The following is a 25,741-nucleotide window of genomic DNA, read 5'->3' as shown; positions in this document are numbered from 1 at the left end:
GGATTCAGCGTATAAAGGTATTATACCCACACAAACTATGAGGATTAGGATATGAATTGGACATTATTTTCTATGATTTATTCAATGACAGCAACGGTTGTAATCGGCGTACTCATGGTCGCAGCATTAGTGTCGGGATTTAATGAAATTCCCCATATACAAATTGCTGTAGTGATCGGCATCCTAATCTCAGTACCAGTTGGATTGTTTTTCACTAAAAAAATTGGCAGTATTACTGGTGATGAGGAAGGATATAAAGCATAAGAAGGGTATAAAGTATAAATAGTTATTGCGTACATCAATCGCTATTTAAACCAATAAAAAAAGACCTTTATGATAAAGGTCTTTTTTATTTTCAGATACATTAATTAAGCGATACTGGTTTAGTTGTTATTTAAGTATTACTGTCGCACCATTTTCAATGTTGGCATAGACTTCTAATACATCCCAATTAGTTAGACGCACGCAACCAGCTGATGCTTGGCGACTAATACCTTCAGGTTTAGGTGAACCGTGGATGCCATAAGAAGGTTTGGATAAACCCATCCAGACGACGCCAACAGGGTTGTTTGGTCCTGGTGGTAGCATATGTATCTTTTTATCGCTACCTTCACCGACAGTCGCTTTATACCACGGCATCTTAACTCTATTGATGATCTTGAAGGTACCTTGTGGTGAAGGAGTAGCATCACTACCAATCGTAGTTGGATAGGTGGCAACCAGCTTATCACCATTATAAGCATATAGGGTTTTGCTTGCTTTATCAGCAACGACACGATTAATGCGCTCATTGAGCGGGCCACGAGTGTTGAGAACAGTGATTGTTTCACCAGCTTGATAGTTTTTGTTTTTGTTTAACTTATCAAGGTAGCGTACATCCATATGAAAGCGTTCGGCAAGCATCTCTTTAATATCTTGATAATATAAGCCTTTCATTTTTGACTTTGCTTCTGAACCTGAAGGCGTGGTTGCAAAGTTGGTTTTAATATCATCATCAGTCAGAGTATAAGTCACTAGTACAGGCTTACTAGCAGGGATTTTCTTAGTTAGCGCATCCCATGTTTTTTGATCCATATTACCAGTCGCTGGCAAGCCTTTCATCGTTTGAAAGTTGATCAAAGCCTTTTTACTGTTCATGCCCCAGCCACCATCGATAGGGCCAGGAGAGGCATGATTCCAATCAAGCAAAGCTTGCATCTTGATAGTCATCGCTGAGTTGACATTCATGTTTGGCGACCATGTAGCGTCGTTTACTTGCTTGGCATAATTTGACAAATTGAGCGTGGTATATCTTTTTCCATCTTTATCTTCGATGCTCTTGATTGTAGGATCATTGCTGAAATCCAAACTCTGTTCGTACTTAGGTAGCTCAAAAGATAATGGGTCTGTTGAATCAATAGATGAAGCGTCACTAGGGGCGGCAACAGCTTGGCCTTCACTGATATCATCAGTACGGTCAGATTGCTCATCTTTACGTGTCAGCTCAGCAGCACTCATATTGTCAGCAGCGACGGCTTTTGGTGCAGATGCTATCTTTTTGTCTTGCTTGGTATCAATTAACTCACCCATACTATCAGTAGTCTTAGGCTTCGTTTTAGGCGTAGAGACTGAGCTATTAGTATCGATTGAGCTGCTACGATTCTCTTGAACATCAAGACTAGCTAAGACAGCAATGCCAGGTAACTTGTCAGCCGTGCGTACTGGTAAGGTACGTGCATTATTATCAGGCGCAGCAAGGGTACTGACACTCATACTAGCGCTAAGTACAACGATAGACATAGAAGTAATAAGTGGTTTTATTTTCATCATATTTGTTCACAGTAGGTTGTTACAATGTGGCTATTATGCGCATAATTTAGGTTCTAAGCAAACTTTTGACACATCTTTTTGTGTCGATATAGTGCTAAGCGTCAGCAGTTGACGTATGGGATACAATGTAGTGATATTTGGCTAATAGTTTGGCTGGCATATTGCGCAAATCGTTGTTGTAGTAAGTTTTCGGTAATATTGTTATCCCATAAATTTAATGAATATTGTTTAATTATTAAACAGTTATTAGGGGTTTAAGATTGGATATATAGCTGTGAAAGACCTTACTGTTACGTTTTATTAGGGTAACCCCTATAGTTATTGGCGCTACATAACGTTTGCGTCTATAATGCATGAACAGCGTTTTATTTAATTAACTAGCATGTAACTAACGAGCATGTAATCAACAAGGTGCGATATGTCAGAACACCAGACAATGAGTGCAGAAGAATTTCAAAATCAGTATTTTAACGGCCAGGAGTCTCAAGATTTCGAGCATGATCTACAAGATGATTTGGAAAGAAATGAGACAGAACAATTTGCGAATTTACATGGCGAGCTTGAAGAAGCACGTGAGCAGCTATTTAGTATACGTGACTTTATTCGCTTTGCAGTAACGCAGTTGCGCAATTACGATGTAGTTGTAGCACAAGGTACCACTGACGAGTTCGCTGAAGCATCCGCTATTGTTTTACATTCTTTATCTTTGGACTGGGCGGCTAACGAACAAATACTTGATTGTCGTCTGACCTCTTCAGAAAAGCAAGTGGTGCTAAGTTTACTAGAAGAGCGTATCGCTGAGCGTAAGCCATTGAGCTATCTGATTAACCTAGCTTACTTTTGTGATTTGCCTTTTTATGTGGACGAGCGTGTTCTCATCCCGCGCTCACCTGTAGCAGAATTGATTCGTCAGCAGTTCCATCCATACTTCGATGTCAATGAGCTTGCCAAGCCGCTTGGTGCGACTATCAATGAGCAACCTGCAGCATTTTATGATCATGGACTTGACATGAAGCAATTGTCACAGCCTGAGCGTATTTTAGATTTATGTACTGGTTCAGGTTGTATTGCTATCGCAATGGCGACACGTTTCGTTGATGCGCTAGTCGATGCTGTTGATATCGATAAAGGAGCATTAGAAGTGGCGATGGTCAACGTCGATCATCACGACCTTGGTCATCAAGTCAATGTGATTGAGTCTGACTTATTTGCGAAAATTCCAGCTGAAAACCAGTATGAGCTCATCGTTACCAACCCACCGTATGTTGATGCTGCCATCATGGCAGATTTGCCACCTGAATTTTTATATGAGCCTGAGCACGCGCTAGCCGCAGGTCAAGATGGTTTAGACTTGGTACATCGTATTTTATTTGAAGCGCCAGATTATCTAAGTCCAGAAGGTTTGCTTGTCTGTGAAGTAGGTGATAGTGAGTGGGCACTTAGCCAAGCTTATCCAGATATTCAGTTTGATTGGCTGAAATTTGCGCTCGGTGGTCATGGTATCTTTGCGATTACTTTTGATGAACTCATGGAGCATCGCGAGTTATTTGCGCATTATGTACAGCTGCTGGATAACAGTCAGTAATGAGTCAAAACTCATGATTCGCTCTTAAGTATGTGTACATAGATTTTACTGGTTTAAGGATAGATATGGCAGGCAATAGTATTGGGCAGGTTTTTACGGTCACCACTTGCGGTGAGTCGCATGGTGCAGGTTTGTTGGCTATCGTAGATGGTGTGCCACCGGGTTTAGCACTATCCGCAGAAGATTTACAAGTAGATTTAGACCGCCGTAAACCGGGTACCTCTAAGTACTCGACCCAGCGCCGTGAGTCTGATGAAGTTGAAATTATCTCTGGTGTATTCGAAGGTAAAACAACTGGTACATCTATTGGTCTGCTGATTCGTAATACCAATCAAAAATCAAAAGACTATAGCGAGATTAAAGATACTTTTCGCCCAGGTCATGCTGACTATACTTATAGTATGAAGTATGGTTTTCGCGACTATCGCGGCGGCGGGCGCTCATCTGCACGCGAGACGGCGATGCGGGTAGCAGCTGGTGCTATAGCTAAGAAGTATCTGCAAGATCGCTTGGGTGTACAAATCCGTGGTCATGTGACCCAAATTGGTAATGAATATAGTAACGTCACAGACCCCAGCCAAATTGACTGGGATTTTGTGAACAGTAATCCGTTCTTCACTGCTGATAAAGAGGCGGTTGGTCGCTTCGAGACGCTGATAGATAATCTACGCCGAGAAGGTACTAGCTGCGGGGCGCGTCTGGAGATTATTGCCAGTGGCGTACCAGTAGGACTCGGTGAGCCAGTATTCGATCGCTTAGACGCTGATATTGCCCATGCGATGATGAGCATCAATGCGGTCAAAGGCGTAGAAATTGGTGACGGTATGGCTGTTGCAGGGCAGTTTGGGCATAGTTCTCGTGATGAGCTGACGCCAGCCGGCTTCACTGCCAATCATGCTGGCGGTATATTGGGTGGTATCTCATCAGGACAAGATATCAGTGTCAGTATCGCGCTTAAGCCAACTTCTAGTATTACTACCCCTGGTAAGAGCATAAATACAGATGGCGAAGCAATCGATATGCTAACTAAAGGTCGTCATGACCCTTGTGTTGGGGTACGTGCAACGCCTATTGCAGAAGCCATGCTAGCGATTGTATTGCTCGATCATTATCTGCGTCATCGTGGTCAAAACGCTGATGTTAAGCAACCGGTAGCATCGATTACTTAAAGTCGTTTTCGTAAAATATAATGTAAAGCTATCAGCCCTTTGCTGTTTCTAATGAAATATTATTAGAAACAGCAAAGGGCTTTTTTGTGGATGATTAAAAGGGTAATTACCCAATCGATGGTTGCGTTCTAGTTGGCAAATTAATAGCAGTCTTAAGCTGCCAATTGATAATCATCAATAGCCACACATTGCTGATGACGGAAAACCAATAATAATTGCTGACTTGGGATGGCTAACCAATGGCCAAATTCAATGCTATCGATGCCTTGATTTAACAAAGTCTGTGCGCAATGATGGCGGTTCTGACCTAACAAGCTTTTAATAACAATATTTTGCATAGGATTTCTCTCTTAAGTCTTATTTACGAATTTGAATAACGCTATCGTAAAACAAAGAGATAGAAAGCATATGTAGGAATGATGGAAAGTTTATGAACTGTCATCAATGATTTGGTTTTTAATAATTGAAAAAGACTTATTGAAAAGAGCAAGTATTTATTTTGCGCAACCTTTTTAATTTTTAGCCAAGGGTAGGGTAATACTAACCATCACGCCAGAACGATTACTTATAATAATATGTCTATTATCGTTAGCATTAATGTTACGAATGCCCACATGGCCTCCGTGATGTTCAATCACCTGTTTGACCAAAGTTAAACCAAGACCAGTGCCTTTCTTGAGGGTGCTACTAGACTGTTCTTTCTCAACGCTTAGTGTTGGGTTCTTATTCAATGAATGCACTGATGAATACTCTGATGGATTGTCAAAAACCTGACTTTGATGGGATAGGCTAAAATAACGGTCAAAAGCTTTATCAACGGCATAATCAGGTAATAACTTGCCATCATTGAAGATATCGATGATTACAGTTTGCACGGTGTTATGAATATCAATACTGACAGTGCTCTCAGCAAAGTGAATGGCGTTATCCATTACGTTTTGTAGCACTTGCACCAACCAAAACTGATCGGCAAAAACGCTGGTATTTGCCAACATATCTGAGGATAAAGAGGTTGTTTCCGTAAAGCGTTTGTCATCAATATAGATTTCAATAGGTATTAGATGCTGCTGTTGCAACTTAGCGGCATTGTCTTTTATTAGAGTCTGTAGTAGTGGTAATAAAGGTGTCAGCTGCCGATTCAGCTTAAAGCTTGGTTGCTCAATCTTGGCAAGTAATAGCAGTCGATCAATTAACTGCTGCATTTTGATGCTTTGTTCACCGACAGATTGGATTAGCATCTGCCGATCTTCTTCATCAAGTCTATCATCCTCTAGTAGCTCGCTGCTGGCACGAATTGCCGTTAAAGGACTCTTAAGTTCATGAGTGATGGTATGGACATAGTCAGTGACATAGGCTCTGTTTTCTAAGCGATATTTCATGGTCTCAATAGTGTCTGTCAGGCTATTAAGCTCATGACCTAAGTAAAAATAAGGCTTTTTGGTATCCTCAGCCAGCGCACTTGTATATTGGATAACTAGAGTTATGCTTTGCTTCAGCCACCAGGCGACCAGTCCTGCCAAGATCAGTGCAACAATACTAATGAGCAAAGCAGTAAGAAGCATACGATTGCGAGTATTGTCTAGATAAGGCAACACGCTATCGACTGGCTTACCAACGCTAGCGACTCCGATAAGTGCGCCAGACGCATCCTTAATAGGCTGGGCCACATACATGATAGAGCTACCACGTGTGCTATTAATATCTGGGGTGCTTCTCGCGCCATACTGACCCTTTAAGGTCAAATACACATCATTCCAGCGACTATAGTCCTGTCCCTCAGAGTTTTCAGGGGCGGGTAGTGAATCGTATATGACTGTACCTTTGCTATCTGTCACATATATCCGAACGCTACTACCACTTTTGTTTTTATCCGCTGGTTTTATAGGTTTATCAATGGCTGGTACGCCGATAAATGCAGCATCAAGTTTGGCCTGATAGGCATCTTGGTATAGCTGCCCTGAAGTTAATGGCACTTGCAAGCTTGCTGCGAGCAATTTACTAGTATCTAATAAAGTGTCTTCGATGACTTGTTGTGCTGTGGGCTTGACATAACCAAACAGCTGAGTAAACACTACCACACCGCAAAAGATAAGTACTAAAGCAACGGCTAGCCAAATCCTAAAAAAAATACTCAAGTTCAGTAATCGTTTAGGTTCAGTCGTTTGCTGCGCAGTGCCAATAGGATGCAATTTTGCATACCAGTTGCTTTGATTAGTGCTAGCGTTTGCTTTATGGTTCATATTTTTAGAAGTGCTATTTAAAGTTGTAAAATGCCAGTACTAAGTGAGATATAACTAGGCAGGACATAATGCATAACCCAGTCCGCGATGCGTATGGATGACATCAATGCTAGAATCGACAGCCGCTAGCTGCTTGCGAATTGACTTGATATGGCTGTCTATCGTTCGCGCTAGGCGATGATCTGGATAATCGCTCACTGCATTTAACAGCTGTTCACGGCTGAAGACTTGATTGGGCGCTTGTAATAAGGTTAATAAAATTTTGCGTTCCGTATTGCTAAGCTCAAGTTTTTGATCTTGCCACTTTAAAGAGTAATTGAGCGGTTGGTAATACCAGATACCAGACTGGCACTCAAAAGTCAACGCTTGCCCTGACATATTATGAGAAGAGGATGCGCTAGATGAGAGGCTAGGTGAAGTGTCGTCAGTCGCATTATCTATTGCTGTTTTATGAGGAGTGCTTTGCTCATACAGTAACTGTTCACGTCGCCAAATAGCTTTTAAGCGTGCGACCAATTCTCGCGGACTAAAAGGCTTTGCACAATAGTCATCAGCGCCCATCTCTAAACCCAAGATACGATCGACCTCATCACTACGCGCGGTCAAAAATACCACAGGCACATCTTTTAGCGTGCCAATATCAGGCGTATGACGTATTTGTTGGCATAAACTTAAACCATCACCATCTGGTAGTCCTACATCCAAAATAATAGCTGATAAGTCTTGCACCTCATTACTATGTAGCATCGGCAGCACGCTACTAGCATTATCTAGCCAAGTTATTTTCCAGCCTTCACGTTTGCAAGTAACTTTGAGAGACATAGCAATAGCGGGGTCATCTTCTACCAATAAAATATGGGTCATAGGCTTTATATCGTTGTATAAGAAAAAATAATTTATGATGAATTGGCGTGAATAACGCTCATAGATATACGAACATTGAAAAATAATAATAGGGCGTCATAAAGTAGCTAGAGTGCTATGCCAAAATTATTAAATTATCGTAGCATAAAAGCATGGTCATATTTTGCCATCTCCTATCAAACGATGTGAAAAATTGATGGAAATTGGATTGGTTAATCTATGAGTTTTTGATTAGCAGTTTTGCTTAAAGGCTGTAAAATAACGGGCATTATGATAATAAAGAAGAAACTAGAGGTATGGCAAATGCCTCTACTATTGGAAATATGAGTTTTTAAATATGTGGTTTTCTATAAAAGGAATACAGGAAATATGAATAATTATTTAGATGCGGTCATTGTTGAGCATAATCCATCACAAAAGAATATAGATAGAGCTGTTATTTGGTTACATGGTTTAGGTGCTAGCGGTCATGATTTTGAGCCAGTCGTACCGCAGTTAGGTTTGGCTGATGATATGGCAGTACGTTTTATATTTCCGCATGCGCCTAAGCGTCCAGTGACTGTCAATGGTGGTATGGTGATGCCAGCATGGTATGACATCTTGGAGATGAGTCTTGAACGCAAAGTCGACATCGCTCAGATTGAAGAGTCTACGCAGCAAATACATGATTTGATTAGTCGTGAGATTGAGCGTGGCGTGTTACCTGAACATATTGTCATTGCAGGCTTTTCGCAGGGCGGGGCAGTGGCTTATCATGTCGCCCTGGGTTATCCAAAGCGCTTGGCAGGATTGATGACGCTATCTACTTATCTTGCGACCAATGATAACATCGACTATAGTGCTGCTAACAAAGACATGCCAATACTAATTGAACACGGTACTCATGATCCTGTTGTGCCTGTTATTCTGGGTGAGCAGGCACATCAATTACTAGCAGCGAAGGGCTATGGTGTTGAGTATAATACTTATCCGATGGCACATCAGGTGTGTATGCCGCAGATTCAAAATATCGGTAAGTGGTTAAACAAAATTTTGAGTTAAAGTTCTTAAGATTCTGTTATTTTGAGAATATGCAATAAAAGCCAACCATATTATATGGTTGGCTTTTGTTTTATGTTACTACAACTAATCACAGTAAAAAGAGGGTTATCTACTTATAATGACCAATATAGTGGTATGAATAAATTTCTATAATATAGAGTTATAAGGTCCTGTGGAGAGTGACCATACAACGCACGTATTTGGCTTTTTATATTGCCGATCACGGTAAGCTGCTAGACCGAATCATCAGTGTAATTGATGGCTCACCGTATAGTCATTGCGAACTGATAATCAGCGATCATGGCAATAAATGCTATGATTGTATCAGTTCAAGCTATCGTGATGGCGGATTGCGACGCAAAAATATTGACATGTCAGGCAGTCACTGGGTATTGATACCAGTCATGTGTGACATGGGCTATGTCCTGCGCTGGTTTAATAAGCGCCGCAACTTCAAATACGATTACCTTGCTTTATTTAGACCTGAGATACCAGGATTTTATAACCCTGTATATCGCTTATTTTGTTCCGAAGCTTGTGCGGATATGCTAGAGCTGGTAGACCCTGGAAGTTATGGCCTCAAAAAGCTATATCGATGGGCTATATTAAATTCTACTACTAGCTTATTAAATGAAGAGCCAGATGATCTTTTTTGAAGTTTATGAGGGCATGTCCTAGGTTATTGTGTGAAAATATATATTTAAAAAACGTTGTTAAAATGATAGTAACTATAGACATATAAAACAAAAAACCAGTCACTTTAAGTGGCTGGTTTTTTATGTCTAATAGAAATAGCAAAACCTGAACGCTTGTTAGTTACTTAAGAGGATTTTGCTAAGACAATAGTTATGTGAGATGATAAAAATATAGTGTAACAGAGATAAATTTATGAGGTCATTAATCCACAAATTCGTTAGTTAAAATGTCAGAGAAATTTTGAAGTTCAGCAAAGTCTAAAATTTGACTGATGAAGAAAATTCTGGAGATTTGCTATGAAAATTACTTATTTGGCTTTCTATATTGCTAAGCAGGGTAAGGCACTAGACCGTATTATTAGTATGATTGATCGTTCGCCCTACAGTCATTGCGAGCTTGTAATTAAGAACTTAGGTGAGCAGCGCTATGATTGTATTAGCTCAAGCCATCGTGATGGTGGTTTGCGTCGTAAGACCATTCATATGGAGCCTAGTCACTGGGTGTTGATACCAGTTATGTGTGATATCGACTATGCTCTACGTTGGTTTAATAGGCGTCAAAACTTTAAGTATGATTACCTTGCTTTAATTAGAACTGTAATTCCGGGGTTTTATAATCCTGAACGTCGATTGTTTTGTTCTGAGGCCTGTGCAGATATGTTAGAGCTAGTAGACCCCGCAAGTTACGGACTCAGGAAGCTATATAAATGGGCTCTCGACAATCCTGCTACGCAATAAGCAAGCTAATAGCAGAACTATAAAGAAAGGGTTCAGATAATAGCCTAAGCATACAATTTTGAGCCTGAATACAGAATGTTGCCAATTAGACTGCAAACATACCAAGGCTAGGGATTTTAAAGATAAAAAAAACCGACCACTTTGAGTGATCGGTTTCTTAATATTTGGTGGAGATGGCGGAAACCAAACTACTGATATAAGTTATTGATAAATATAAATATAAATTAATTTAAAATAGTCGATACCAACCATAATACCAACAATCGTTTTCTGTTTTTCTCTTACTGACTGCCTATCTTCTTAGTTGAATATTAATTTGTAATTGATTGTATTAACTATTGAAGAAGAGCTTGCATAATGTATGCATGGGGTTGTTTGCTTGAGACACTGTAAAAGCTGAAAAGTATTATCTGCAAGACCTTATAAATCAATGCTTGTGAGGTTTAGCTTTTAATGCAATTCAATTATCAAAACACGTCCTAACAGCTATTGTCGCTGCTCCTACCTGCCAACCTGTGATATTTGCCTGTGTGGGTATTTCCTAATAAATCCTATATATTTGGATAGGTTTATACCTCTAAAAACCTGCTAAAGTTCTCGTAAGCCTTACCAGTTATAGTATGGAGTTGAATTGCGCTAACTGCTAATTGCACGCTAAATCTATACATTATCTAAAAGTAGTCCTAAATATGTCCCACACACCGAACTATTATTGATAGAATAATTCGCACTCACGTTTCAATAATTAGTCTGCCAACCATATTAAGAATACTCTATGTTTAACTCTGTTCAATCTGTCGCTACTTACGTCAATAAAATCGCCCAAAGGGTCAAAGCTGGTCATACTTCAGAACATACCTTTCGTAAAGATTTAGAGGACTTGATCAATAATCTAATACCTGAGGTGATGGTAACCAATGAGCCAAGCCAAGTAACGGACTGCGGTAACCCTGACTTTTTGATTAGTAAAAAAGACATTCCTATTGGTTTTATTGAAGCCAAGGACGTTGGTAAAGACTTAGGTTCTAAGCTGTACAAAGAACAGTTTGACCGCTATAAGGCAGCACTTGATAACCTAATCATTACGGACTATCTACGTTTTCAGTTCTATGTTGATGGCGAGCGCATTCACGAAGTTTGCGTTGGTGAGTTGGTCGCAGGCGTAGTGCAGTCGCATGATAGCGAGTTCAAGCGTTTAGCTGAGTTGCTGCGTGACTTCTGTGTCTATGTAGGACAAACAATCAGGTCAGCCCAACGCTTGGCTGTCTTGATGGCTGGCAAGGCAAGGCTGTTAGAGAACATTCTACATAAGGCGCTTACCAGTGATGAAGACAGTAATTCCAATACCGACTTGCGGGACCAGTTCAATACCTTTAAGTCTGTTCTTATCCATGACCTAACCCCTAGTGACTTTGCCGATATTTACGCGCAAACGCTCGCTTATGGCATGTTTGCTGCCCGTTTGCATGATGACACCCTAGACACTTTTAGCCGTCAAGAAGCGGCGGAGCTGATACCTAAGACCAATCCATTTTTAAGAAAACTATTCTCTCATGTCGCTGGTGTAGATATTGATGACCGTATCAAGCTAACTGTAGATAACTTAGCGGAAGTGTTCAGAGCAACTGATGTCGCGGCTATTCTAAAAAACTTCGGTAAGACCACTCAGACACAAGACCCGATTATTCACTTTTATGAAACCTTTTTGGCTGAGTACAATCCCAAACTTCGTAAGCAGCGCGGCGTTTGGTACACGCCTGAGCCAGTCGTACAGTTTATCGTGCGTGCCGTGGACGACATATTGAAGTCTGAGTTCAATTTGTCAGAGGGTATCGCTGATACCAGTAAGATTGAGATAGAAAAACAAACGCAAACGCCCGATAGTCGTACCAAATCAGGCTATAAGATGGTAAAAGAACTAGTGCATAAGGTGCAAATCCTTGACCCAGCGACTGGCACAGGTACATTCCTTGCCGCCATTATTCAGCATATTTTTCATAATCAGTTTGAGAATATGGGTGGTATGTGGAGCAGCTATGTCGAGCAAGACCTATTACCGCGCTTACACGGCTTTGAGCTACTGATGGCAAGTTATGCAATGGCACACCTCAAGCTTGATATGCTATTGACCAATACAGGCTATGAGCCAATCAAACCCAAGCGTCTGCAAGTCTATCTCACCAACTCACTAGAAGAACATAACCCCGATACAGGTACGCTATTTGCTGGCTGGCTGTCTGCTGAGGCGAACGAAGCCAACGCTGTTAAGCGTGATGCACCAGTGATGGTGGTAATGGGTAATCCGCCTTACAGTGGAGAGAGTGCTAATAAAGGCGATTGGATTATGTCGCTGATGGAAGATTATAAAAAAGAGCCTGGCGGTATTGAGAAGTTAAATGAGCGTAATCCTAAATCTATTAATGATGATTATGTGAAGTTTATGCGTTATGGTCAGAATTACATTGAAAAGAACGGTGAGGGTGTTTTAGCTTTTATTAATCCCCATGGCTTTTTGGACAATCCAACGTTTCGTGGTATGCGCTGGCAACTGTTAAATACTTATGACAAGATTTTTACCATTGATTTGCATGGTAATGCGAGATCGCAGGAAACAGCCCTAGATGGTAGTAAAGATGAAAACGTCTTTGATATTATGCAAGGTGTCTCAATTAACGTCCTAGTTAAAACAGGTAAGAAAAAGGCTGGCGAGTTAGGCAAGGTGTATCATTTTGATTTATACGGCAGACGAAATGATAAGTATCAGTTTTTAAAAGAAAATAATCTAGCTAATATTGATTTTGTTGAAATATTTAGTAAATCACCTATGTACTTTATGTTACCGAAAAACTTTAATGGGCAAGAGAGTTATAATAAAGGATTTTCTATAACAGAGTTATTTGACGTAAATACAAGTGGTGTAAAAACTCATAGAGATAACTTATGTATCAGTCCGTCTAAAGAAAATTTAAAAACTAGGATTATGGACTTCTATGATAAAAACATTAGTGATAATACTATTCAATCAAAATACTCACTAAAAGAAAACAATAGTTGGAAGTTAATCAATCAGCGTAACGGTAGTTATCATGAAGAAAAAATAGTAAGAATTGACTATCGTCCTTTCGACTCTCAATATTTATATTATGATAGTCAAGTGGCAGACCGTCTTAGAGATAATGTTTCAAAGCATCTTAAAAGGGATAACATCTCTCTTATTGTTCCAAGACAATGTGCGTCCGATTGGCGATATGTGCTAGTTTCAAAACATTTAGTTGATGTTAATTTTACTGGCACTGCTGGCAAATTCGGTAGTGGTAATTTTTTCCCTCTCTATCTTTACAATGACTCTGATACTCAAACCAATCTATTAGAATCAAAAGCTGAAGACAAACCAACCCGAACGCCAAACCTTGACTCTGAAATCGTGGCACAAATTGCTAATGCGATTGACCTTACCTTTACCAATGAAAAGGAAGACACCGCTGGCACGTTTGCCCCGATAGATATTCTTGATTATATCTATGCCGTATTGCACAGCCCAACATACCGTGAAACTTATAAAGAGTTCCTAAAAATTGACTTCCCACGCGTGCCTTATCCCAGCGATGCCGATACTTTTTGGCAGTTGGTGTCACTCGGTAGCGAGCTACGTCAAATCCACTTGTTAGAATCACCAAAGCTTGCCGCACAGATTAAGGCGCTCAGTCTTGGCTATCCAATATCAGGGGATAGCAGCGTCACACGTAAGATGACCAAGACCAGCGTTGGCTTTGAGCCTGATAAAGTAGATAGCAGCATTGGTAAAGTTTGGCTTAATGACACGCAGTATTTTGCCAATGTGCCACTAGTGGCATGGGAGTTCTATATCGGTGGTTATCAGCCTACACAAAAGTGGCTAAAAGACCGCCATGAGAGCATACTAGATCATCATGATATTAAACACTATCTGAATATCATTGCTGCTCTCAGCTTGACTGATGACATCATGCAGCAGATAGATGTGATAAATGTAGTTGGATAAGTTAGCGCGTGTGATTAAAAAAGAGATTACAGTGTTTCCGCTACAAGCTGTAATCTCTAACTCTATTATTTCTCGGTTGATTGACTATATGACATAGTTGTAGATTCTTATGTATAAATTTTTAGAAAAGATAAAACAGGCTATGCCTCTTGGTGGATTTTGGATAAGTGTAATTATATTATCGGCAATCACTAGTTTTATTTATATACAGAAGAATGACAAAGAAGATCTGTCTTGGGCTTGGCAATTTTATCATGAAGAACTAGAATTGAGAGAGGAAGTAGGAGATGATGTCTATTCAATATGTAGAGATGGAACAGTTTTTGAGGACTATAAAGCTGATCAGTTAGGTGGAGGATGTTGGAATAGTAAACATGGTGGCTCGTATTACGACCAATATTTTTCAGATAAGGAACTTTCAAGAACTCCTGACCAAAGGTTACATTCAAATAACATTATTCTAGCGATTTTTTATTTTATTGGAATACTTATATTAATTGAGTTAGCTCCTAATATACACAGGTTTCTCTTTCTTAGGAACTAGAGTATAACTTCATTCAGTATGTTCGCTTTAGTCTAATATATCAGATGATCACACTTTTCTTTGTTCGGTTCATCTGCAATAGGTAACGCGATCAGTCATCGAATAAATACTCACAGAACTATAAGTATCAAAAAAGGACGCTATTTTTCAATAACGCCTCATAAATGCACTGACATAACTGACAAAACTTATATAAGCTCTATTAATCTTGAGTTGATAGTATAACGCTCTGTCGGTCTGCCTCCTTGCCCTGTGCTTGGTATCTCCTGCCAGCTTAGCCAGTCATGTTCGACTAATATTTCAAGCGCGTTCAATACATCATCAGCATCATTTAACCCTTTCCACCCTTTGCGTATTAGCTGCCTAGCTGTAAAGCCATGCTCGATCCAGTCGGTTGTGTCAGTTTTGTCAGCTCCCTTTTTGACCATTTTCATTATTTTATTGGCTAAATAAGAGGCTTTGATATTAGCGCTATCGGTGACGGTGCTATATATTCTCATCATGTGGCTCTCTAAGACTTCGCACCATGATAGCGCTGCTCTGAGTGCATTGATATTAACTGCACCTAAAGAAGTACCATGCTCTATACAATCCACTAGATGAAAGACTAACGCTAATGACGGCACTGTTTTAGCATACTTGATTAGATGCTCAGCTATGATGCTATGCTCAGCTTCACCAGCTCTGAGTTTAAGCGCGTCATACCAACTCATAAATACTTGATAGGCTTCATCAGTAAAGCGGTAATAGGGGCGCTTGTGGTAGTCATCAATTGGGTTTGCACCATAGCGCATGAATTCACCTAATTGCATACTGTCAATGGTTTCAAACAAATTATAGATAGCGTCACGGCTTTGCCTGTCAGGTGGTAAGTCACGCTCTTTACTGTTTGGTAGTGGGTCAGGATAGACCATTAATTGAAAGCGTTGTATCAAGCCATCATTGCCTAGCCCTTTCATCGTTTTAGATAAATAATACTCGAGTTTGTCAGGCTGAATACCACCGATCACCGATAGACAATGAGTGTCGATAAACACTGAGCCGCGTCCTATTCTATCGACTTGAAAGCTACCTAAGCCATTAAAGCCCTCAAGATAGAATGAGCGCGCTTGCTGATTGCTTTCACTCTCTAATGAAGCAAGCCAACCTGTCAGCTCATCACGCTTTACCAGCATACCGTTTTTGTGTTTGCTCTCAAGCTCTCCGATACTCTCAATCGTACCGTCATCAGTCACATAACGCTTAATCTCAGGTATTAGCTCATCACTCTGCTTTGACTCTGCCAACTCTTGCGCTTTGGCTTTTAAGTCCTCTTGATTGATCTCAGCATCGTCATCAGTTTGGGTCGCTAGCTTTTTAGCAAGGTCACTGAGCTGCTTCTCAGCTGCCTTTGTCATGTGCTTGTTAAGCTCTTTTTGGGTGTCATGCTCGAGCTTGTCTTCATCATACTTATTCTTAGCGAGTGCGACTAAATGCGATAGTGGCTTTAGGCCATCAGATAATGACGGTGATTTCTTACTCGATGGGTTGCCAATGATTGCACCATAAAAGTTAGGTACTACCTCCCAGTTATCGTACATTTTAGGGTAAATGCTTAGCTTAGTGCCTATCAAGCTGCCAAGCGACACCATCAAGGGCATTAGCACATATTCAATAGGTACGCTCAAGCGCTCAGCACTGTTTGAAGCATAATCCCATAGCAGTTTGGGCATCATGGTGCTTGTGAGTGTCTTAACTGGTGGTAGCGTTTGACTGATAGGTTTGGGCTTTGGTTTGCCTAATGCTTTCAAGTTTATGATCTCAGCATCAGCCAGTAAGTCATCATAATCAGCGTCAAACTCAAGCGCGTCATAAATAAGCGTATGCTCGCAAACGATTGCTTCAGCATTCACGCCTTTAAGCGGTGTTATTACTTTGGCTTTATGTTGTGAGGTAGTCATAACGGTCACTTGCTGCACTTCTGAAAAATGCTTTACCGTCTGATTAAACAAACTTTGTACAAGGCAAGTGAGTACCGTCACATCAATACCCAGCCTATGATAAGCGTTATAACATCGCACTGCATCAGCCAGGTCAGCTATGACTATCCACTGACTCTCTTTGCTCATTGAGCCAATGACAAAGGCGCTTGGTATATCATTATCAGATATAAAGATACGTCCGTTGTCATCAAGTGGTATGCTGGCAAGATTGACTTGCTCAGCTTGATTGTTGAGCATGATAAGCCCTATATTGCCAGCGGTATCTAGCTGTTTCTCTCCTGCAAGCGCTCCCGTAAATATGGTAATATCTCTATCTAGATAGATGACTGAGTTTGATAAACCATTGCTTAGTAAGCTTTCTAATGTGTCATGACCTGCTACATCTGCCAATGTAGCGAGCCTAAAATCCGCAATGCATTGAGACAAGCCCGTGCTGATAGCATGGGCTTTTTTATTGTCTGTGGTTTGTGTGGTGTTCATCGAGTCCCCCTTGCTTGCGACTGGTTCGGCTTGCGCTGCTCTCTATACTTCTTGTAATAGCTCTTACGCTTTGCATGCTTACGACTTGGCTTGCGATACTGGTTGCCAGCCCAACCGTCATAAGGCGTTGGTTGGCTAGTATTGTTAGGCTTGCTGGTCATGTCTCACGTCCTCTACGTTGAATGCTATCTCACTGATGCGCTGTGATAACTCTTTTAGTGAATTAACCTGGCGATCAGTGGGCTGGTGGGCTGATATGTCTTGCAGCTTGGTTTCTATCTCTGCAATCTCTGTCATAGTGTTAATGGTAGTCACATTAGCGTGCAGGGTAGTTATGAGCTTGTCGATGAAGTCACCAGATATCAGCATATAGCCGTTATCTCTTAGCTTGCGCCTTACCTCGTTTACGAACTCTTTATCATTCAAGGCCTGATACCTCGTCTTGTCGTGCTGATAACATGCTGTCTAGTTGGTCGCTGATGTCTTCACTAATAGCTGCGTTGCCTTGTAGTGCCATTCTCACCGAATTCAATATCCCAGCTGATACCGCACAATCTACTTCCACGGCCTGTAGTGCTAATGCTAGATGGGAAGTATCAATAGCTAATGACACTACCTGTTCAAAGACGAGCTCTAAGTGTTCTGCTGATACTGTCAATTGATTACGCATTGTCGTTCACCTTAATTTCTTGCCGTGAGATTAGATCGTCCATGATGCCTTCGCTCAATTTCTCAGCATCCACGCTTATTCTGAATATGGCTGACTGCACCGTTTTAAGTAAGCCATAGGTTTGCGGGTCGGTTTCTCTAAACTCGTTCATTAGATGGCCAAGCGCATACCCTAGATGGGTGCATTCCTCTGAATAGCTTTGAATGTGATCGTCAACATGACTAAGGGTGTGGCTATCTACTGCTACTAGGCGCGGTTCTAAAATGATATTTGATTTGCTCATTGGTATATCTCCTTAGCTTTGTTTCTATCAGATGCATCGATCCAGTAGCGCTTGAAGCGTTTGCCGTTATTCTTTACCCACGCGTCTTGAATGACTATGCCATCAGCTCTTAAGTCACTAATACGCTGTAGGAAGCATGTAATTTTGAAAAGGTCGTAGGCCTCAAATGTGCTAAGACTATGACCCTCGAGCATATGGTTCATAATGATTTGCTTGTATTTCTGCTTTGATTGCCGTGTGTTTGACATGATTACACCCCGCTGCTGTTTGAGGTGTGGCTATTAAGCCATTTATGTACGTCCGCATACATCCATGCAGTCAGGGTAGGCGAAAGCTTGATAGGTGCAGGGAAGCGTCCATCTTTCGACCACTCCCATAACGTCGTTTTGCTAAACGGTAAGAACGGAAGTATGTCCTTAGCTCTGCCCATCCCAGTAGTAGGGAGTTGCATAGCTGGATTGGTTGCGGTGGTGGCTTTGTTTGATGTGTTATCGCTGAATGGGATAACTGAGGTTTGATTACTTGACTGTGTCATTGCGTGTAGCTCCACTAAAGGACGATACGGTATGTATCGTCTAATGGAGTTATATTAGGCGGGGCATATTAGACAGGGAATATCTATGCGACGCAAACACTAGTGGATGCGACGCAAACCATATTTTAATCGTTAGTAAACTCTCCTTTGCGGGCCTTGCTTAGATGATCTCTGATAGTTTCAAAAGTTAATTCATCAGGATTATGATAATCGTGAATCCATATTGCTACATCTTTCATCGTTAGTTTTTTACCTAATTCACTTTGGCGCTGCTCATATAATTCTAAGTATCTACGTCTTAGCTCCTCTACATGACCATCCCAACGCGCTTTGATAGCTGGTTCAGTTCTAGCTTTGCGGTCGTTTTGAATGTACTCAGATGGATCGAAACGTCCTTTAGTCAATACACCTCCATATATTAAGACTGCAAATTCGTGAAGGTAACAAGCCACGCCATAGTATTGATAATCGAAAGCTAAATACGCTAACTCCTTATGAAGGGCTAACCTCAATAATTCTCTTAAGTTACAACGTGAAAGCCGCTCTTTCTCCTCTCCCTCAAATTCCTCTAAGATGCGATTTACTAAAGAGCAATCGTCTATATAAGGTTCAAATTTGCTAGCTAAATTGTTGAAAGCTGGCATGATGAAATCATTAAGATAGCATTCACAGTCGTGATCACATTCACATTCAGGACTTGTTTTACCATTATTGTATTTTTCATAATCTAGTTCATTTTTCTTTAAGAAAGCATATGCAGCGTCTCCTACCATATTCAAGAAAGACAGATTGTTTTCGGACTGAATACTATTGCAATCTTCATTAGCTAGGAAAGCTTTTGCAAGCTGATTATTTGTAGGCCTTGATAGACTGAGTTTGAAAGATTCATACATCAGCTTATGTTCACGATCACTTTTTTTAACCTGATTCATTACGCACACCTTTACACACCCTTGATTTAAAGTAGGTGCAAGGCAGTGACAGCCTAAAGGTGTGTGAATAGCTGTCGTTCGGGTAATTAGTCCTAGCCTTGCATAGTTGGTGCTAAGCCTTAACTTAGCTTTTGTTCTTTTTGCTTAAAGTCTGCACGTATCAAGTTATCAATCTTGCCAGCATAAGCATCATCAATGAAGTTTGCCCATTCATTCATCATCTTGGTTCTATAGGGTAGATGCTGCGCCCCGTTGTAGGCTGCGCTTATTTTGTTCTCTCTATCGTGTGCTAATTGCAGCTCTATAGCTTCGTGCATATATTCCTGTTCATGTAAGGTAGTGCTGGCAAGTCCTCTAAAGCCGTGACCTGTCATTCTGCCCTTATAGCCCATTCTCCATAGGGCAGTAATAAAAGCGTTTTGGCTGTATGGCTTGCGGGTCGATGGGTTAAAGAAAACATATTGATCCGAAAAGCCCAGCTCTTTGATTTGCTCTAATATCGCCATGGCTTGCGGTGCAAGGGGCACAATGTGCAAACGCTTAGCTTTCATCTTATCGGCTGGTATGCGCCATAATCCTTGCTTGTAGTCTATTTCTGACCACTCCATAAAACGTAGTTCACTGGTACGCACAAAGGTATAGCACATAAACCATAAGCCAAGCTTCACCAATACATCACCCTCATAGGCGTTAATGTCTTTAAGTAGTTTAGGCAGTTGCTGGCTGGTTATGCGGCTATGGTGAACGGTCTTGTGGGGTTTGATGGCTTCGGCTAGGTCAGTGGCTGGATTGCTTGTAGCAAGCCCATTACGGATAGCATGCTTGAATATTTGCCCTACCTCTCTAATAGTACGCTTTGCCATCTCATTAGCGCCGCGCTGCTCTACAGTCTTACCAATGGCTAATATATCAGGTGGGGTTATGTCATCTATAAGCTTGTGACCAATAGCGGGCTTAATATCGCGCTCATAGGCTGAATAGTTACGGTAGAAGGTGCTAGGGGCTAGGTAGGTTTTGCGCTCGCTATACCAATCCTGTGCAATGGCATTGAATAGCTTTTTGCCGTCCCTTGTGGCTTGCTGCTCTTTTTTGTGGTCTTTGGGATTGATACCATCAGCTATTAGTCTTTTAACCTCGATATTGCGCTGCCTTGCATCTTGTAGGCTCATAACTGGGTATGTGCCAATAGTGAGGGTTTGCTGTTTGCCTTGCCAGCGGTAGGCGCTGATCCATGACTTAGTACCAGTGTATCTAACCCACAGTTGCAAGCCGTTGCCATCGCTATGCTTATCAGGTCGCTTGCTCTCAATGGCTGCACTACTAGGCTGTAGCTTATTGATAACGGTATGAGTTAGGGGCATTAGGGTTTATCCTATGTTGGTACTGTGGGTGTTGGTACTGCTTGATACCAACTATAATACCAACATTCTATATAGGACACCATAGGACGGCATAGACCTGAATACTTGAAAAACGGGCAAAATAAAGGGCTGACGGTCAATGACGGTCAGCCCTTTATCGTTGTTTGGTGGAGATGGCGGGAGTTGAACCCGCGTCCGCCAGCATTACGCTCATGAATCTACATGTTTAGTTTCTGTCTTTGGCTTTAATCCGCACCGATCCGACAGTCAGGATGGATTGGACGATTCTCTACTTTTGAACCCAAGCGATTGAGACAATCCCTTGTGGCGAGCCTACATGCGGACGCTTCAACTTAGTTAACCAACTGTAGGTGATCAGCAACCAAGTAAGCAGGGTTTAAGCTGCTAGAGCGTAAGTTTCGTCGTTTGCGACTATAACAATATATGTTTGATTAACGAGAGGACATACACTCTCGACATGCATCATTGAGTTTCATCACCAGCGTCGAAGCCAGAACATCCCCAATAGAACGACGTATTATAATAGACATAGCCAGTTTTGGCAATAGGGTAATGCTAAGTCGTTACACTTGATAACACACCTATGATAAACATAGAAGAGTATCATAAGTGTGTTATCACTTCTTGTTTTTACTTTCTGAAGCTTTTGTGAAGGTGTTACTAAACCATAGATTATCTTGCAGCTCGCCATTCACATTAGGTTTTGTTATATTGCGAGCCGCTTTAACATAAACCTCATGTGATGATTTTGAAAATGACTGCCATTCAGCCCAGCGCTTCAAAACATAAACTGCCTTTGGTACATGCTCATCAAGACTGTCTATAGTAGACTGTAGGGTTTGTAGCCACCATGCTTTTTTCTCCTCATTTAACTGATAACCGATAGTCTTGCTTTCTTCTTTATCAACAAGCCATTTTTTAAGTAAGGTAACTGCATCGGTCATTCCAGGACTTCCCTGAATTATGATAGTAGCCATCAGTACTCTAAACCAATAACCCAAAGCATTGCGTTGGGCGCTTTCATCAAGATGTGGCAATACACATAAAACAGCGTATAAGCTCGTTAATCCATGAAGTATAAAAAATTCATTGTCGCTGCTGTGTAAGGCAGTTGCGGCAATAACAGTCAGCTCTTCGATTGATGAAGTTAGATCTTGCCCGATATCAGGCAGTTTAAGCCTCACCATCTCATTGAGAAACAGCGACATCGACTCTTCTGGATTATCAAAAGTGATTAAGCGCTGTTGGAAACCACCTCTATTTAGCCTTTTGTAGTCTTCAGTTTTACTTAACCAATCGGCTTCTTCAGTCAGTTGTGATATTCTAACATCGTTTAAGATTTGCTCAAGTGCTTCTATAGGGCGTGGTGCATCAGGAGACCAAAGCTGATGTTCGGTATGGATTGAGCCGGTAGCTAATGGTTGGAATGCGGTTGCCATATATGCCAACCCTTCCGCTGCCATGTCATCAGAGTCAACATCAACGGCCCAGCCCGTATGTATCACAGGATGAAACGCTGCACCAGCCATGCCTTCTGACAGCGCAGGGTAGTAGCGTTTAAGGCAGGCGCTTAATCCTAGCTCTGCTATTTTTTTATCAAAAAAATTACGATATAAAGGAAAGGCAATCCGAATAGACTGCAAATTATTCAACCAGTTGGCATTGGTTATTTCTGTATAATCAATCGGGTTACTGCGAGGCGATTCTAACATTCCTGGCTTTTTTGCAGCGCTTTGAGATGTATCGTTAGTGGCATTATGAGTATAAGTATCTTGCCACCACTGCATTTTTTCTTGACTAGCACCAGCAGCGTCTAATGCAATCCAATTATGAGTGATATGATTTGATAAGTAGTCACCATATTCAATGTGCCAGTTTCTACCACGCTTAAGCCACTCATGCAGATGGTCAGAATAATTTGGCTTTGAGTAAAATGTCATGTGAACACTCTAATTCATAATAATCGTATAACGCTAAAGCGATGCTTATCTTACTATTTGGCATTATGATAAGAATCTAAAATAGGTTAATAACATTTATAGTAATAGGCTGTTGCTTCTATATCAAATAGTTTTACGTAGAAATACTTTGCAAGCTTCATCCTACAGCATATTCTCATATAGTGCGTGATACTGAAATAGTCCCCAAGACTCTATAATTGTTGAGAAACAAAAAAAAGCCAGTAACTTGAAGTTACTGGCTTTTTTAGACTTGATTCAAACTTTCTAAAGATTACTCTTCAGAATAGTCTTCATTTTCGTCTTGTGCTTCATTTTCGTCATCAACTAAATCTTCGTCATTACCATCTTCAGAAAGAATAGTAACTAAGATGCTAGCAGTAACGTCATGATGCAATTGGATATCAACGTTATATTCGCCAACTTGACGTAAAGCGCCTTCTGGAAGTTTAACTTCAGAGCGATCAACTTCTAAGCCTGAGTTAGTTAACGCTTCAGCGATATCACGAGTACCGATAGAGCCGAATAGTTTGCCTTCGTCACCTGATTTAGCGCGCATGATGACATTAACATCAGTTAATGCGTCAGCACGTTCTTTGGCGGCATTGATTTCTTTTGCCTCTTCAGCTTCAAGTTCAGCACGACGTGCTTCGAACTTTTCAACGTTAGCTGCCGTAGCAGGTAGCGCTTTGCCGTGAGGGATAAGGAAGTTACGTCCGTAACCTGGTTTCACATCGACAGTTTCACCGAGTTTACCAAGGTTGACGATACGCTGTAACAAAATAATTTGCATGAGTCATTCCTAGTTAAAGTTAACGGTTAACCCTGATGGTTATCAGTGTATGGAAGTAGCGATAAATAACGAGCTTGCTTGATAGCAGTCGCTAGTTGACGCTGATATTTAGTAGATGTACCGGTAATGCGGCTTGGTACAATCTTGCCATTATCACTGATATACTGTTTTAGCAATTCAACATCTTTATAATCGATGTGAGTGATGCCTTCAGCAGTGAAACGGCAGAATTTGCGACGGCGATAGAAACGTGCCATGAGTATTCTCCTTTAATTAGTCTTCACTGTTGTCGTCATTATCGTTTTCACGACTGTCTGGACGACGAGTAGTTGCTTTGCGTGCACGTTTTTCATCGGCATTCTTAGCTAACTGCGACTCTTCAGTGATAGCGTCGTCACGGCGCATAACTAGGCTACGAATGATCGCGTCGTTATAACGGAATAATTCTTCAAGCTCAGCTAAAGTCTCACCGTCAGTCTCAATATTGAAAAGAACGTAATGAGCTTTGTGAATCTTGTTGATTGGGTAAGCCAGTTGACGACGGCCCCAATCTTCTAGACGATGGATAACACCGCCATTGTCTTGAACCAACTTGATATAGCGTTCAACCATGCCGACCACTTGGTCGCTTTGGTCTGGGTGTACAATTAACACCAGCTCGTAATGTCTCATTTGGACTCCTTACGGATTAGTAGCTATTAACCCTATGTTAATAGCAAGGAGATTTATAAGGTAAACTCAATCTCATATAGAGAAGGTAAGCTTAGGTTATAAAGCGCCGTATTATAGCAGTAGTCGTGTACTAACACAAAGGTTAATACAGTCGTCTGCTAATAAATAAAAAGCAACGACTAAGCGCTGCTTTTTGCAAACAGATATGATTTTAAATAACGAAGTGTTTTAGCTACTTTATTTTTGGTTGCTTGACCAATTGACTGCTATCAGCTTTTACTACCAAAGTCTTAGCCAACTTATCATGCCAACCAATATTTTCAGGACTTCTAGATGCCATATAATAATGAACAGCAATGACAACAAATCCTAAGAAACTCGTGAATGAGAACAATAAATTGTAGATAATAAATAGTACCAATGTACGCATGCCGATAAGTTTGATAAACGACGGTATACGGTGTGTGGTTTGATCGACCACGCGAATACCGGTAATTAATTTACCAAGAGACTGTCCACGTAATGTAATAAATACCAGTTGTAGGGCGAATAGACCAAAGACCATAACTTGTGACATCATTAAGGTAGAGCTAGGTAAGCTCTCCATGAGTGTCATCGAGTACTGATAAGCGGCATCCATATTCTGAATATCTTGGAACTTTGAGTAATCTACATCCATTTTGGTCAATGCTAGTACTAACGGAAAAATCGCTAATATATATAATAGGCCATTAAGTGCTGTTGCCAATACGCGTGACATAATAGGTGCAAGGACCACATCGCCAAGTACTTTGTCTTTACTATTGGCAAGTTTGGTCGTATCAGGTTTGTTCAATGATACATTTTTATTTGGCGTATGATGACGGTTGGACGTCATGCCACCTTTAGCATTCTTGTCAGTATTACTTTTTGGGCGTTCAGGCTTACCATATAATCTATCAAGAGACACGTTTTTGCCATCGCGACTATTAGTATCAGAGTCTTCAGGGAATACCGTCACATTATTAATGATAGAGTCGTTAGGCGTAGGAATGTTAGCAGGACTATAAAGAGGTTGGTTACCTGTCAAGTCTCCAACACGCTGCCACTTATCTAAGCCTTCATGCCATACCAAATCATCTAATAATACCTCACCAGATGTCAGCATAATATTGAGTTGATCCAAAGTATATGGACCAGCTTGTACGTTATTTCGAGCAAGGAAAATCTGCATAATTGCCTGCATAGTTAGTCATATCTTAAGTCGCTACTGTAAGCCATAGTATTAGGGTCTATTGAGGATTTTTCAAATAGACCCTAATGATTGCTTACTTAATGACTGTGTGAATTACTGCGGTGACTTAACGTT

Annotated in this window: 26 protein-coding genes and 1 other RNA gene; 8 read left to right on the top strand and 19 right to left on the bottom strand. The window is 40.9% G+C overall.

Going from position 1 to position 25,741, the window contains the following annotated elements:
- Positions 1-51: 51 nt before the first annotated feature.
- Complete coding sequence (locus AAEY87_RS06900; protein WP_068036223.1) at positions 52-264, top strand: hypothetical protein; 213 nt, start codon at positions 52-54, stop codon at positions 262-264.
- 126 nt (positions 265-390) lie between these two features.
- Here AAEY87_RS06900 and AAEY87_RS06895 read toward each other — a convergent pair whose 3' ends face one another.
- Positions 391-1,809 (bottom strand): L,D-transpeptidase family protein, encoded by a 1,419-nt coding sequence (locus AAEY87_RS06895; protein ID WP_350656516.1) that lies wholly within the window; start codon positions 1,807-1,809, stop codon positions 391-393.
- A 418-nt stretch (positions 1,810-2,227) separates the two neighbouring features.
- Here AAEY87_RS06895 and prmB point away from each other — a divergent pair, with 418 nt between their 5' ends.
- Positions 2,228-3,394: a 50S ribosomal protein L3 N(5)-glutamine methyltransferase gene (gene prmB, locus AAEY87_RS06890; protein WP_068036221.1), complete on the top strand. Its 1,167-nt coding sequence runs from the start codon at positions 2,228-2,230 to the stop codon at positions 3,392-3,394.
- Between the two features lie 65 nt (positions 3,395-3,459).
- Positions 3,460-4,563, top strand: coding sequence for a chorismate synthase (aroC, locus tag AAEY87_RS06885; protein ID WP_350656514.1), 1,104 nt, complete (start codon positions 3,460-3,462; stop codon positions 4,561-4,563).
- Positions 4,564-4,715: 152 nt separating this feature from the next.
- Here the strand turns inward: aroC and AAEY87_RS06880 are convergent, their stop codons facing one another.
- The 3 genes from AAEY87_RS06880 to AAEY87_RS06870 form a co-directional block, all read right to left on the bottom strand.
- Complete coding sequence (locus AAEY87_RS06880) at positions 4,716-4,901, bottom strand: hypothetical protein (RefSeq protein ID WP_068328145.1); 186 nt, start codon at positions 4,899-4,901, stop codon at positions 4,716-4,718.
- 174 nt (positions 4,902-5,075) lie between these two features.
- Entirely contained in the window at positions 5,076-6,803 is a 1,728-nt protein-coding gene (creC, locus tag AAEY87_RS06875; protein WP_350656513.1) for a two-component system sensor histidine kinase CreC, read from the bottom strand.
- 54 nt (positions 6,804-6,857) lie between these two features.
- Complete coding sequence (locus tag AAEY87_RS06870) at positions 6,858-7,667, bottom strand: response regulator (RefSeq protein WP_350656512.1); 810 nt, start codon at positions 7,665-7,667, stop codon at positions 6,858-6,860.
- Positions 7,668-8,036: 369 nt separating this feature from the next.
- Between AAEY87_RS06870 and AAEY87_RS06865 the strand changes: the two genes are divergently transcribed.
- The 5 genes from AAEY87_RS06865 to AAEY87_RS06845 all read left to right on the top strand — a co-directional run bounded on the left by AAEY87_RS06865 (position 8,037) and on the right by AAEY87_RS06845 (position 14,706).
- On the top strand, positions 8,037-8,708 hold the full coding sequence (locus AAEY87_RS06865; RefSeq protein WP_068036210.1) for an alpha/beta hydrolase: 672 nt from the start codon (positions 8,037-8,039) through the stop codon (positions 8,706-8,708).
- 179 nt (positions 8,709-8,887) lie between these two features.
- A complete protein-coding gene (locus AAEY87_RS06860) occupies positions 8,888-9,364 on the top strand; it encodes a hypothetical protein (RefSeq protein ID WP_350656510.1) in 477 nt (158 codons plus the stop codon).
- Positions 9,365-9,700: 336 nt separating this feature from the next.
- Positions 9,701-10,141, top strand: coding sequence for a hypothetical protein (locus AAEY87_RS06855; protein ID WP_350656509.1), 441 nt, complete (start codon positions 9,701-9,703; stop codon positions 10,139-10,141).
- A gap of 775 nt (positions 10,142-10,916) precedes the next feature.
- A complete protein-coding gene (locus AAEY87_RS06850; RefSeq protein ID WP_350656508.1) occupies positions 10,917-14,162 on the top strand; it encodes a type ISP restriction/modification enzyme in 3,246 nt (1,081 codons plus the stop codon).
- A 109-nt stretch (positions 14,163-14,271) separates the two neighbouring features.
- The gene (locus tag AAEY87_RS06845; RefSeq protein ID WP_350656507.1) at positions 14,272-14,706 is read left to right on the top strand and encodes a hypothetical protein; all 435 of its coding nucleotides are present in this window, start codon (positions 14,272-14,274) and stop codon (positions 14,704-14,706) included.
- A 188-nt stretch (positions 14,707-14,894) separates the two neighbouring features.
- On the opposite strand, the gene AAEY87_RS06840 is transcribed toward AAEY87_RS06845, so the two are convergent.
- The 15 genes from AAEY87_RS06840 to AAEY87_RS06770 form a co-directional block, all read right to left on the bottom strand.
- Positions 14,895-17,168 (bottom strand): YfjI family protein, encoded by a 2,274-nt coding sequence (locus AAEY87_RS06840; RefSeq protein ID WP_350656506.1) that lies wholly within the window; start codon positions 17,166-17,168, stop codon positions 14,895-14,897.
- Complete coding sequence (locus AAEY87_RS06835) at positions 17,165-17,329, bottom strand: hypothetical protein (RefSeq protein WP_350656505.1); 165 nt, start codon at positions 17,327-17,329, stop codon at positions 17,165-17,167. The genes AAEY87_RS06840 and AAEY87_RS06835 overlap by 4 nt, the downstream gene beginning before the upstream one ends.
- Positions 17,313-17,594 (bottom strand): hypothetical protein, encoded by a 282-nt coding sequence (locus tag AAEY87_RS06830; protein WP_350656504.1) that lies wholly within the window; start codon positions 17,592-17,594, stop codon positions 17,313-17,315. The genes AAEY87_RS06835 and AAEY87_RS06830 overlap by 17 nt, the downstream gene beginning before the upstream one ends.
- Entirely contained in the window at positions 17,587-17,838 is a 252-nt protein-coding gene (locus tag AAEY87_RS06825) for a hypothetical protein (RefSeq protein ID WP_350656503.1), read from the bottom strand. Before AAEY87_RS06825 ends, AAEY87_RS06830 begins: the two co-directional genes overlap by 8 nt.
- On the bottom strand, positions 17,831-18,121 hold the full coding sequence (locus AAEY87_RS06820; RefSeq protein ID WP_350656502.1) for a hypothetical protein: 291 nt from the start codon (positions 18,119-18,121) through the stop codon (positions 17,831-17,833). Before AAEY87_RS06820 ends, AAEY87_RS06825 begins: the two co-directional genes overlap by 8 nt.
- Positions 18,118-18,324 (bottom strand): helix-turn-helix domain-containing protein, encoded by a 207-nt coding sequence (locus AAEY87_RS06815; RefSeq protein WP_350656595.1) that lies wholly within the window; start codon positions 18,322-18,324, stop codon positions 18,118-18,120. Before AAEY87_RS06815 ends, AAEY87_RS06820 begins: the two co-directional genes overlap by 4 nt.
- Before the next feature lie 47 nt (positions 18,325-18,371).
- Positions 18,372-18,656 (bottom strand): helix-turn-helix transcriptional regulator, encoded by a 285-nt coding sequence (locus AAEY87_RS06810; protein WP_350656501.1) that lies wholly within the window; start codon positions 18,654-18,656, stop codon positions 18,372-18,374.
- Between the two features lie 125 nt (positions 18,657-18,781).
- Positions 18,782-19,588, bottom strand: a complete 807-nt coding sequence (locus tag AAEY87_RS06805; RefSeq protein ID WP_350656500.1) for a hypothetical protein — start codon at positions 19,586-19,588, stop codon at positions 18,782-18,784.
- Between the two features lie 119 nt (positions 19,589-19,707).
- Positions 19,708-20,949 (bottom strand): tyrosine-type recombinase/integrase, encoded by a 1,242-nt coding sequence (locus AAEY87_RS06800; RefSeq protein WP_350656499.1) that lies wholly within the window; start codon positions 20,947-20,949, stop codon positions 19,708-19,710.
- Positions 20,950-21,114: 165 nt separating this feature from the next.
- Positions 21,115-21,473: a transfer-messenger RNA gene (gene ssrA / locus AAEY87_RS06795) on the bottom strand.
- A 114-nt stretch (positions 21,474-21,587) separates the two neighbouring features.
- Positions 21,588-22,910 (bottom strand): questin oxidase family protein, encoded by a 1,323-nt coding sequence (locus AAEY87_RS06790; protein WP_350656498.1) that lies wholly within the window; start codon positions 22,908-22,910, stop codon positions 21,588-21,590.
- 292 nt (positions 22,911-23,202) lie between these two features.
- Complete coding sequence (gene rplI / locus AAEY87_RS06785; protein WP_068036202.1) at positions 23,203-23,721, bottom strand: 50S ribosomal protein L9; 519 nt, start codon at positions 23,719-23,721, stop codon at positions 23,203-23,205.
- 26 nt (positions 23,722-23,747) lie between these two features.
- Positions 23,748-23,978, bottom strand: coding sequence for a 30S ribosomal protein S18 (gene rpsR / locus AAEY87_RS06780; protein ID WP_010198808.1), 231 nt, complete (start codon positions 23,976-23,978; stop codon positions 23,748-23,750).
- Positions 23,979-23,994: 16 nt separating this feature from the next.
- Entirely contained in the window at positions 23,995-24,393 is a 399-nt protein-coding gene (gene rpsF, locus AAEY87_RS06775) for a 30S ribosomal protein S6 (protein ID WP_299216183.1), read from the bottom strand.
- Positions 24,394-24,625: 232 nt separating this feature from the next.
- Positions 24,626-25,618 carry an RDD family protein gene (locus AAEY87_RS06770; RefSeq protein WP_350656497.1) on the bottom strand — a complete coding sequence of 331 codons (993 nt, stop codon included), beginning with the start codon at positions 25,616-25,618 and terminating at the stop codon, positions 24,626-24,628.
- Between the last annotated feature and the right edge of the window lie 123 nt (positions 25,619-25,741).

Source organism: Psychrobacter sp. S1-30-MNA-CIBAN-0213, from assembly GCF_040309845.1.
Taxonomy (GTDB): Bacteria; Pseudomonadota; Gammaproteobacteria; order Pseudomonadales; family Moraxellaceae; genus Psychrobacter.
The sequence above is the reverse complement of the archived record's forward strand: the minus strand, read 5'-3'. Positions and strand labels throughout refer to the sequence as shown.

Excerpts from the sequence above, each read along its gene's own strand:
- AAEY87_RS06900 (WP_068036223.1), top strand. The coding sequence starts at position 52 with ATGAATTGGACATTATTTTCTATGATTTATTCAATGACAGCAACGGTT.
- AAEY87_RS06895 (WP_350656516.1), bottom strand. The coding sequence starts at position 1,809 with ATGATGAAAATAAAACCACTTATTACTTCTATGTCTATCGTTGTACTT.
- prmB (WP_068036221.1), top strand. The coding sequence starts at position 2,228 with ATGTCAGAACACCAGACAATGAGTGCAGAAGAATTTCAAAATCAGTAT.
- aroC (WP_350656514.1), top strand. The coding sequence starts at position 3,460 with ATGGCAGGCAATAGTATTGGGCAGGTTTTTACGGTCACCACTTGCGGT.
- AAEY87_RS06880 (WP_068328145.1), bottom strand. The coding sequence starts at position 4,901 with ATGCAAAATATTGTTATTAAAAGCTTGTTAGGTCAGAACCGCCATCAT.
- creC (WP_350656513.1), bottom strand. The coding sequence starts at position 6,803 with ATGAACCATAAAGCAAACGCTAGCACTAATCAAAGCAACTGGTATGCA.
- AAEY87_RS06870 (WP_350656512.1), bottom strand. The coding sequence starts at position 7,667 with ATGACCCATATTTTATTGGTAGAAGATGACCCCGCTATTGCTATGTCT.
- AAEY87_RS06865 (WP_068036210.1), top strand. The coding sequence starts at position 8,037 with ATGAATAATTATTTAGATGCGGTCATTGTTGAGCATAATCCATCACAA.
- AAEY87_RS06855 (WP_350656509.1), top strand. The coding sequence starts at position 9,701 with ATGAAAATTACTTATTTGGCTTTCTATATTGCTAAGCAGGGTAAGGCA.
- AAEY87_RS06850 (WP_350656508.1), top strand. The coding sequence starts at position 10,917 with ATGTTTAACTCTGTTCAATCTGTCGCTACTTACGTCAATAAAATCGCC.
- AAEY87_RS06845 (WP_350656507.1), top strand. The coding sequence starts at position 14,272 with ATGTATAAATTTTTAGAAAAGATAAAACAGGCTATGCCTCTTGGTGGA.
- AAEY87_RS06840 (WP_350656506.1), bottom strand. The coding sequence starts at position 17,168 with ATGAACACCACACAAACCACAGACAATAAAAAAGCCCATGCTATCAGC.
- AAEY87_RS06835 (WP_350656505.1), bottom strand. The coding sequence starts at position 17,329 with ATGACCAGCAAGCCTAACAATACTAGCCAACCAACGCCTTATGACGGT.
- AAEY87_RS06825 (WP_350656503.1), bottom strand. The coding sequence starts at position 17,838 with ATGCGTAATCAATTGACAGTATCAGCAGAACACTTAGAGCTCGTCTTT.
- AAEY87_RS06820 (WP_350656502.1), bottom strand. The coding sequence starts at position 18,121 with ATGAGCAAATCAAATATCATTTTAGAACCGCGCCTAGTAGCAGTAGAT.
- AAEY87_RS06815 (WP_350656595.1), bottom strand. The coding sequence starts at position 18,324 with ATGAACCATATGCTCGAGGGTCATAGTCTTAGCACATTTGAGGCCTAC.
- AAEY87_RS06810 (WP_350656501.1), bottom strand. The coding sequence starts at position 18,656 with ATGACACAGTCAAGTAATCAAACCTCAGTTATCCCATTCAGCGATAAC.
- AAEY87_RS06805 (WP_350656500.1), bottom strand. The coding sequence starts at position 19,588 with ATGAATCAGGTTAAAAAAAGTGATCGTGAACATAAGCTGATGTATGAA.
- AAEY87_RS06800 (WP_350656499.1), bottom strand. The coding sequence starts at position 20,949 with ATGCCCCTAACTCATACCGTTATCAATAAGCTACAGCCTAGTAGTGCA.
- AAEY87_RS06790 (WP_350656498.1), bottom strand. The coding sequence starts at position 22,910 with ATGACATTTTACTCAAAGCCAAATTATTCTGACCATCTGCATGAGTGG.
- rplI (WP_068036202.1), bottom strand. The coding sequence starts at position 23,721 with ATGCAAATTATTTTGTTACAGCGTATCGTCAACCTTGGTAAACTCGGT.
- rpsR (WP_010198808.1), bottom strand. The coding sequence starts at position 23,978 with ATGGCACGTTTCTATCGCCGTCGCAAATTCTGCCGTTTCACTGCTGAA.
- rpsF (WP_299216183.1), bottom strand. The coding sequence starts at position 24,393 with ATGAGACATTACGAGCTGGTGTTAATTGTACACCCAGACCAAAGCGAC.
- AAEY87_RS06770 (WP_350656497.1), bottom strand. The coding sequence starts at position 25,618 with ATGCAGGCAATTATGCAGATTTTCCTTGCTCGAAATAACGTACAAGCT.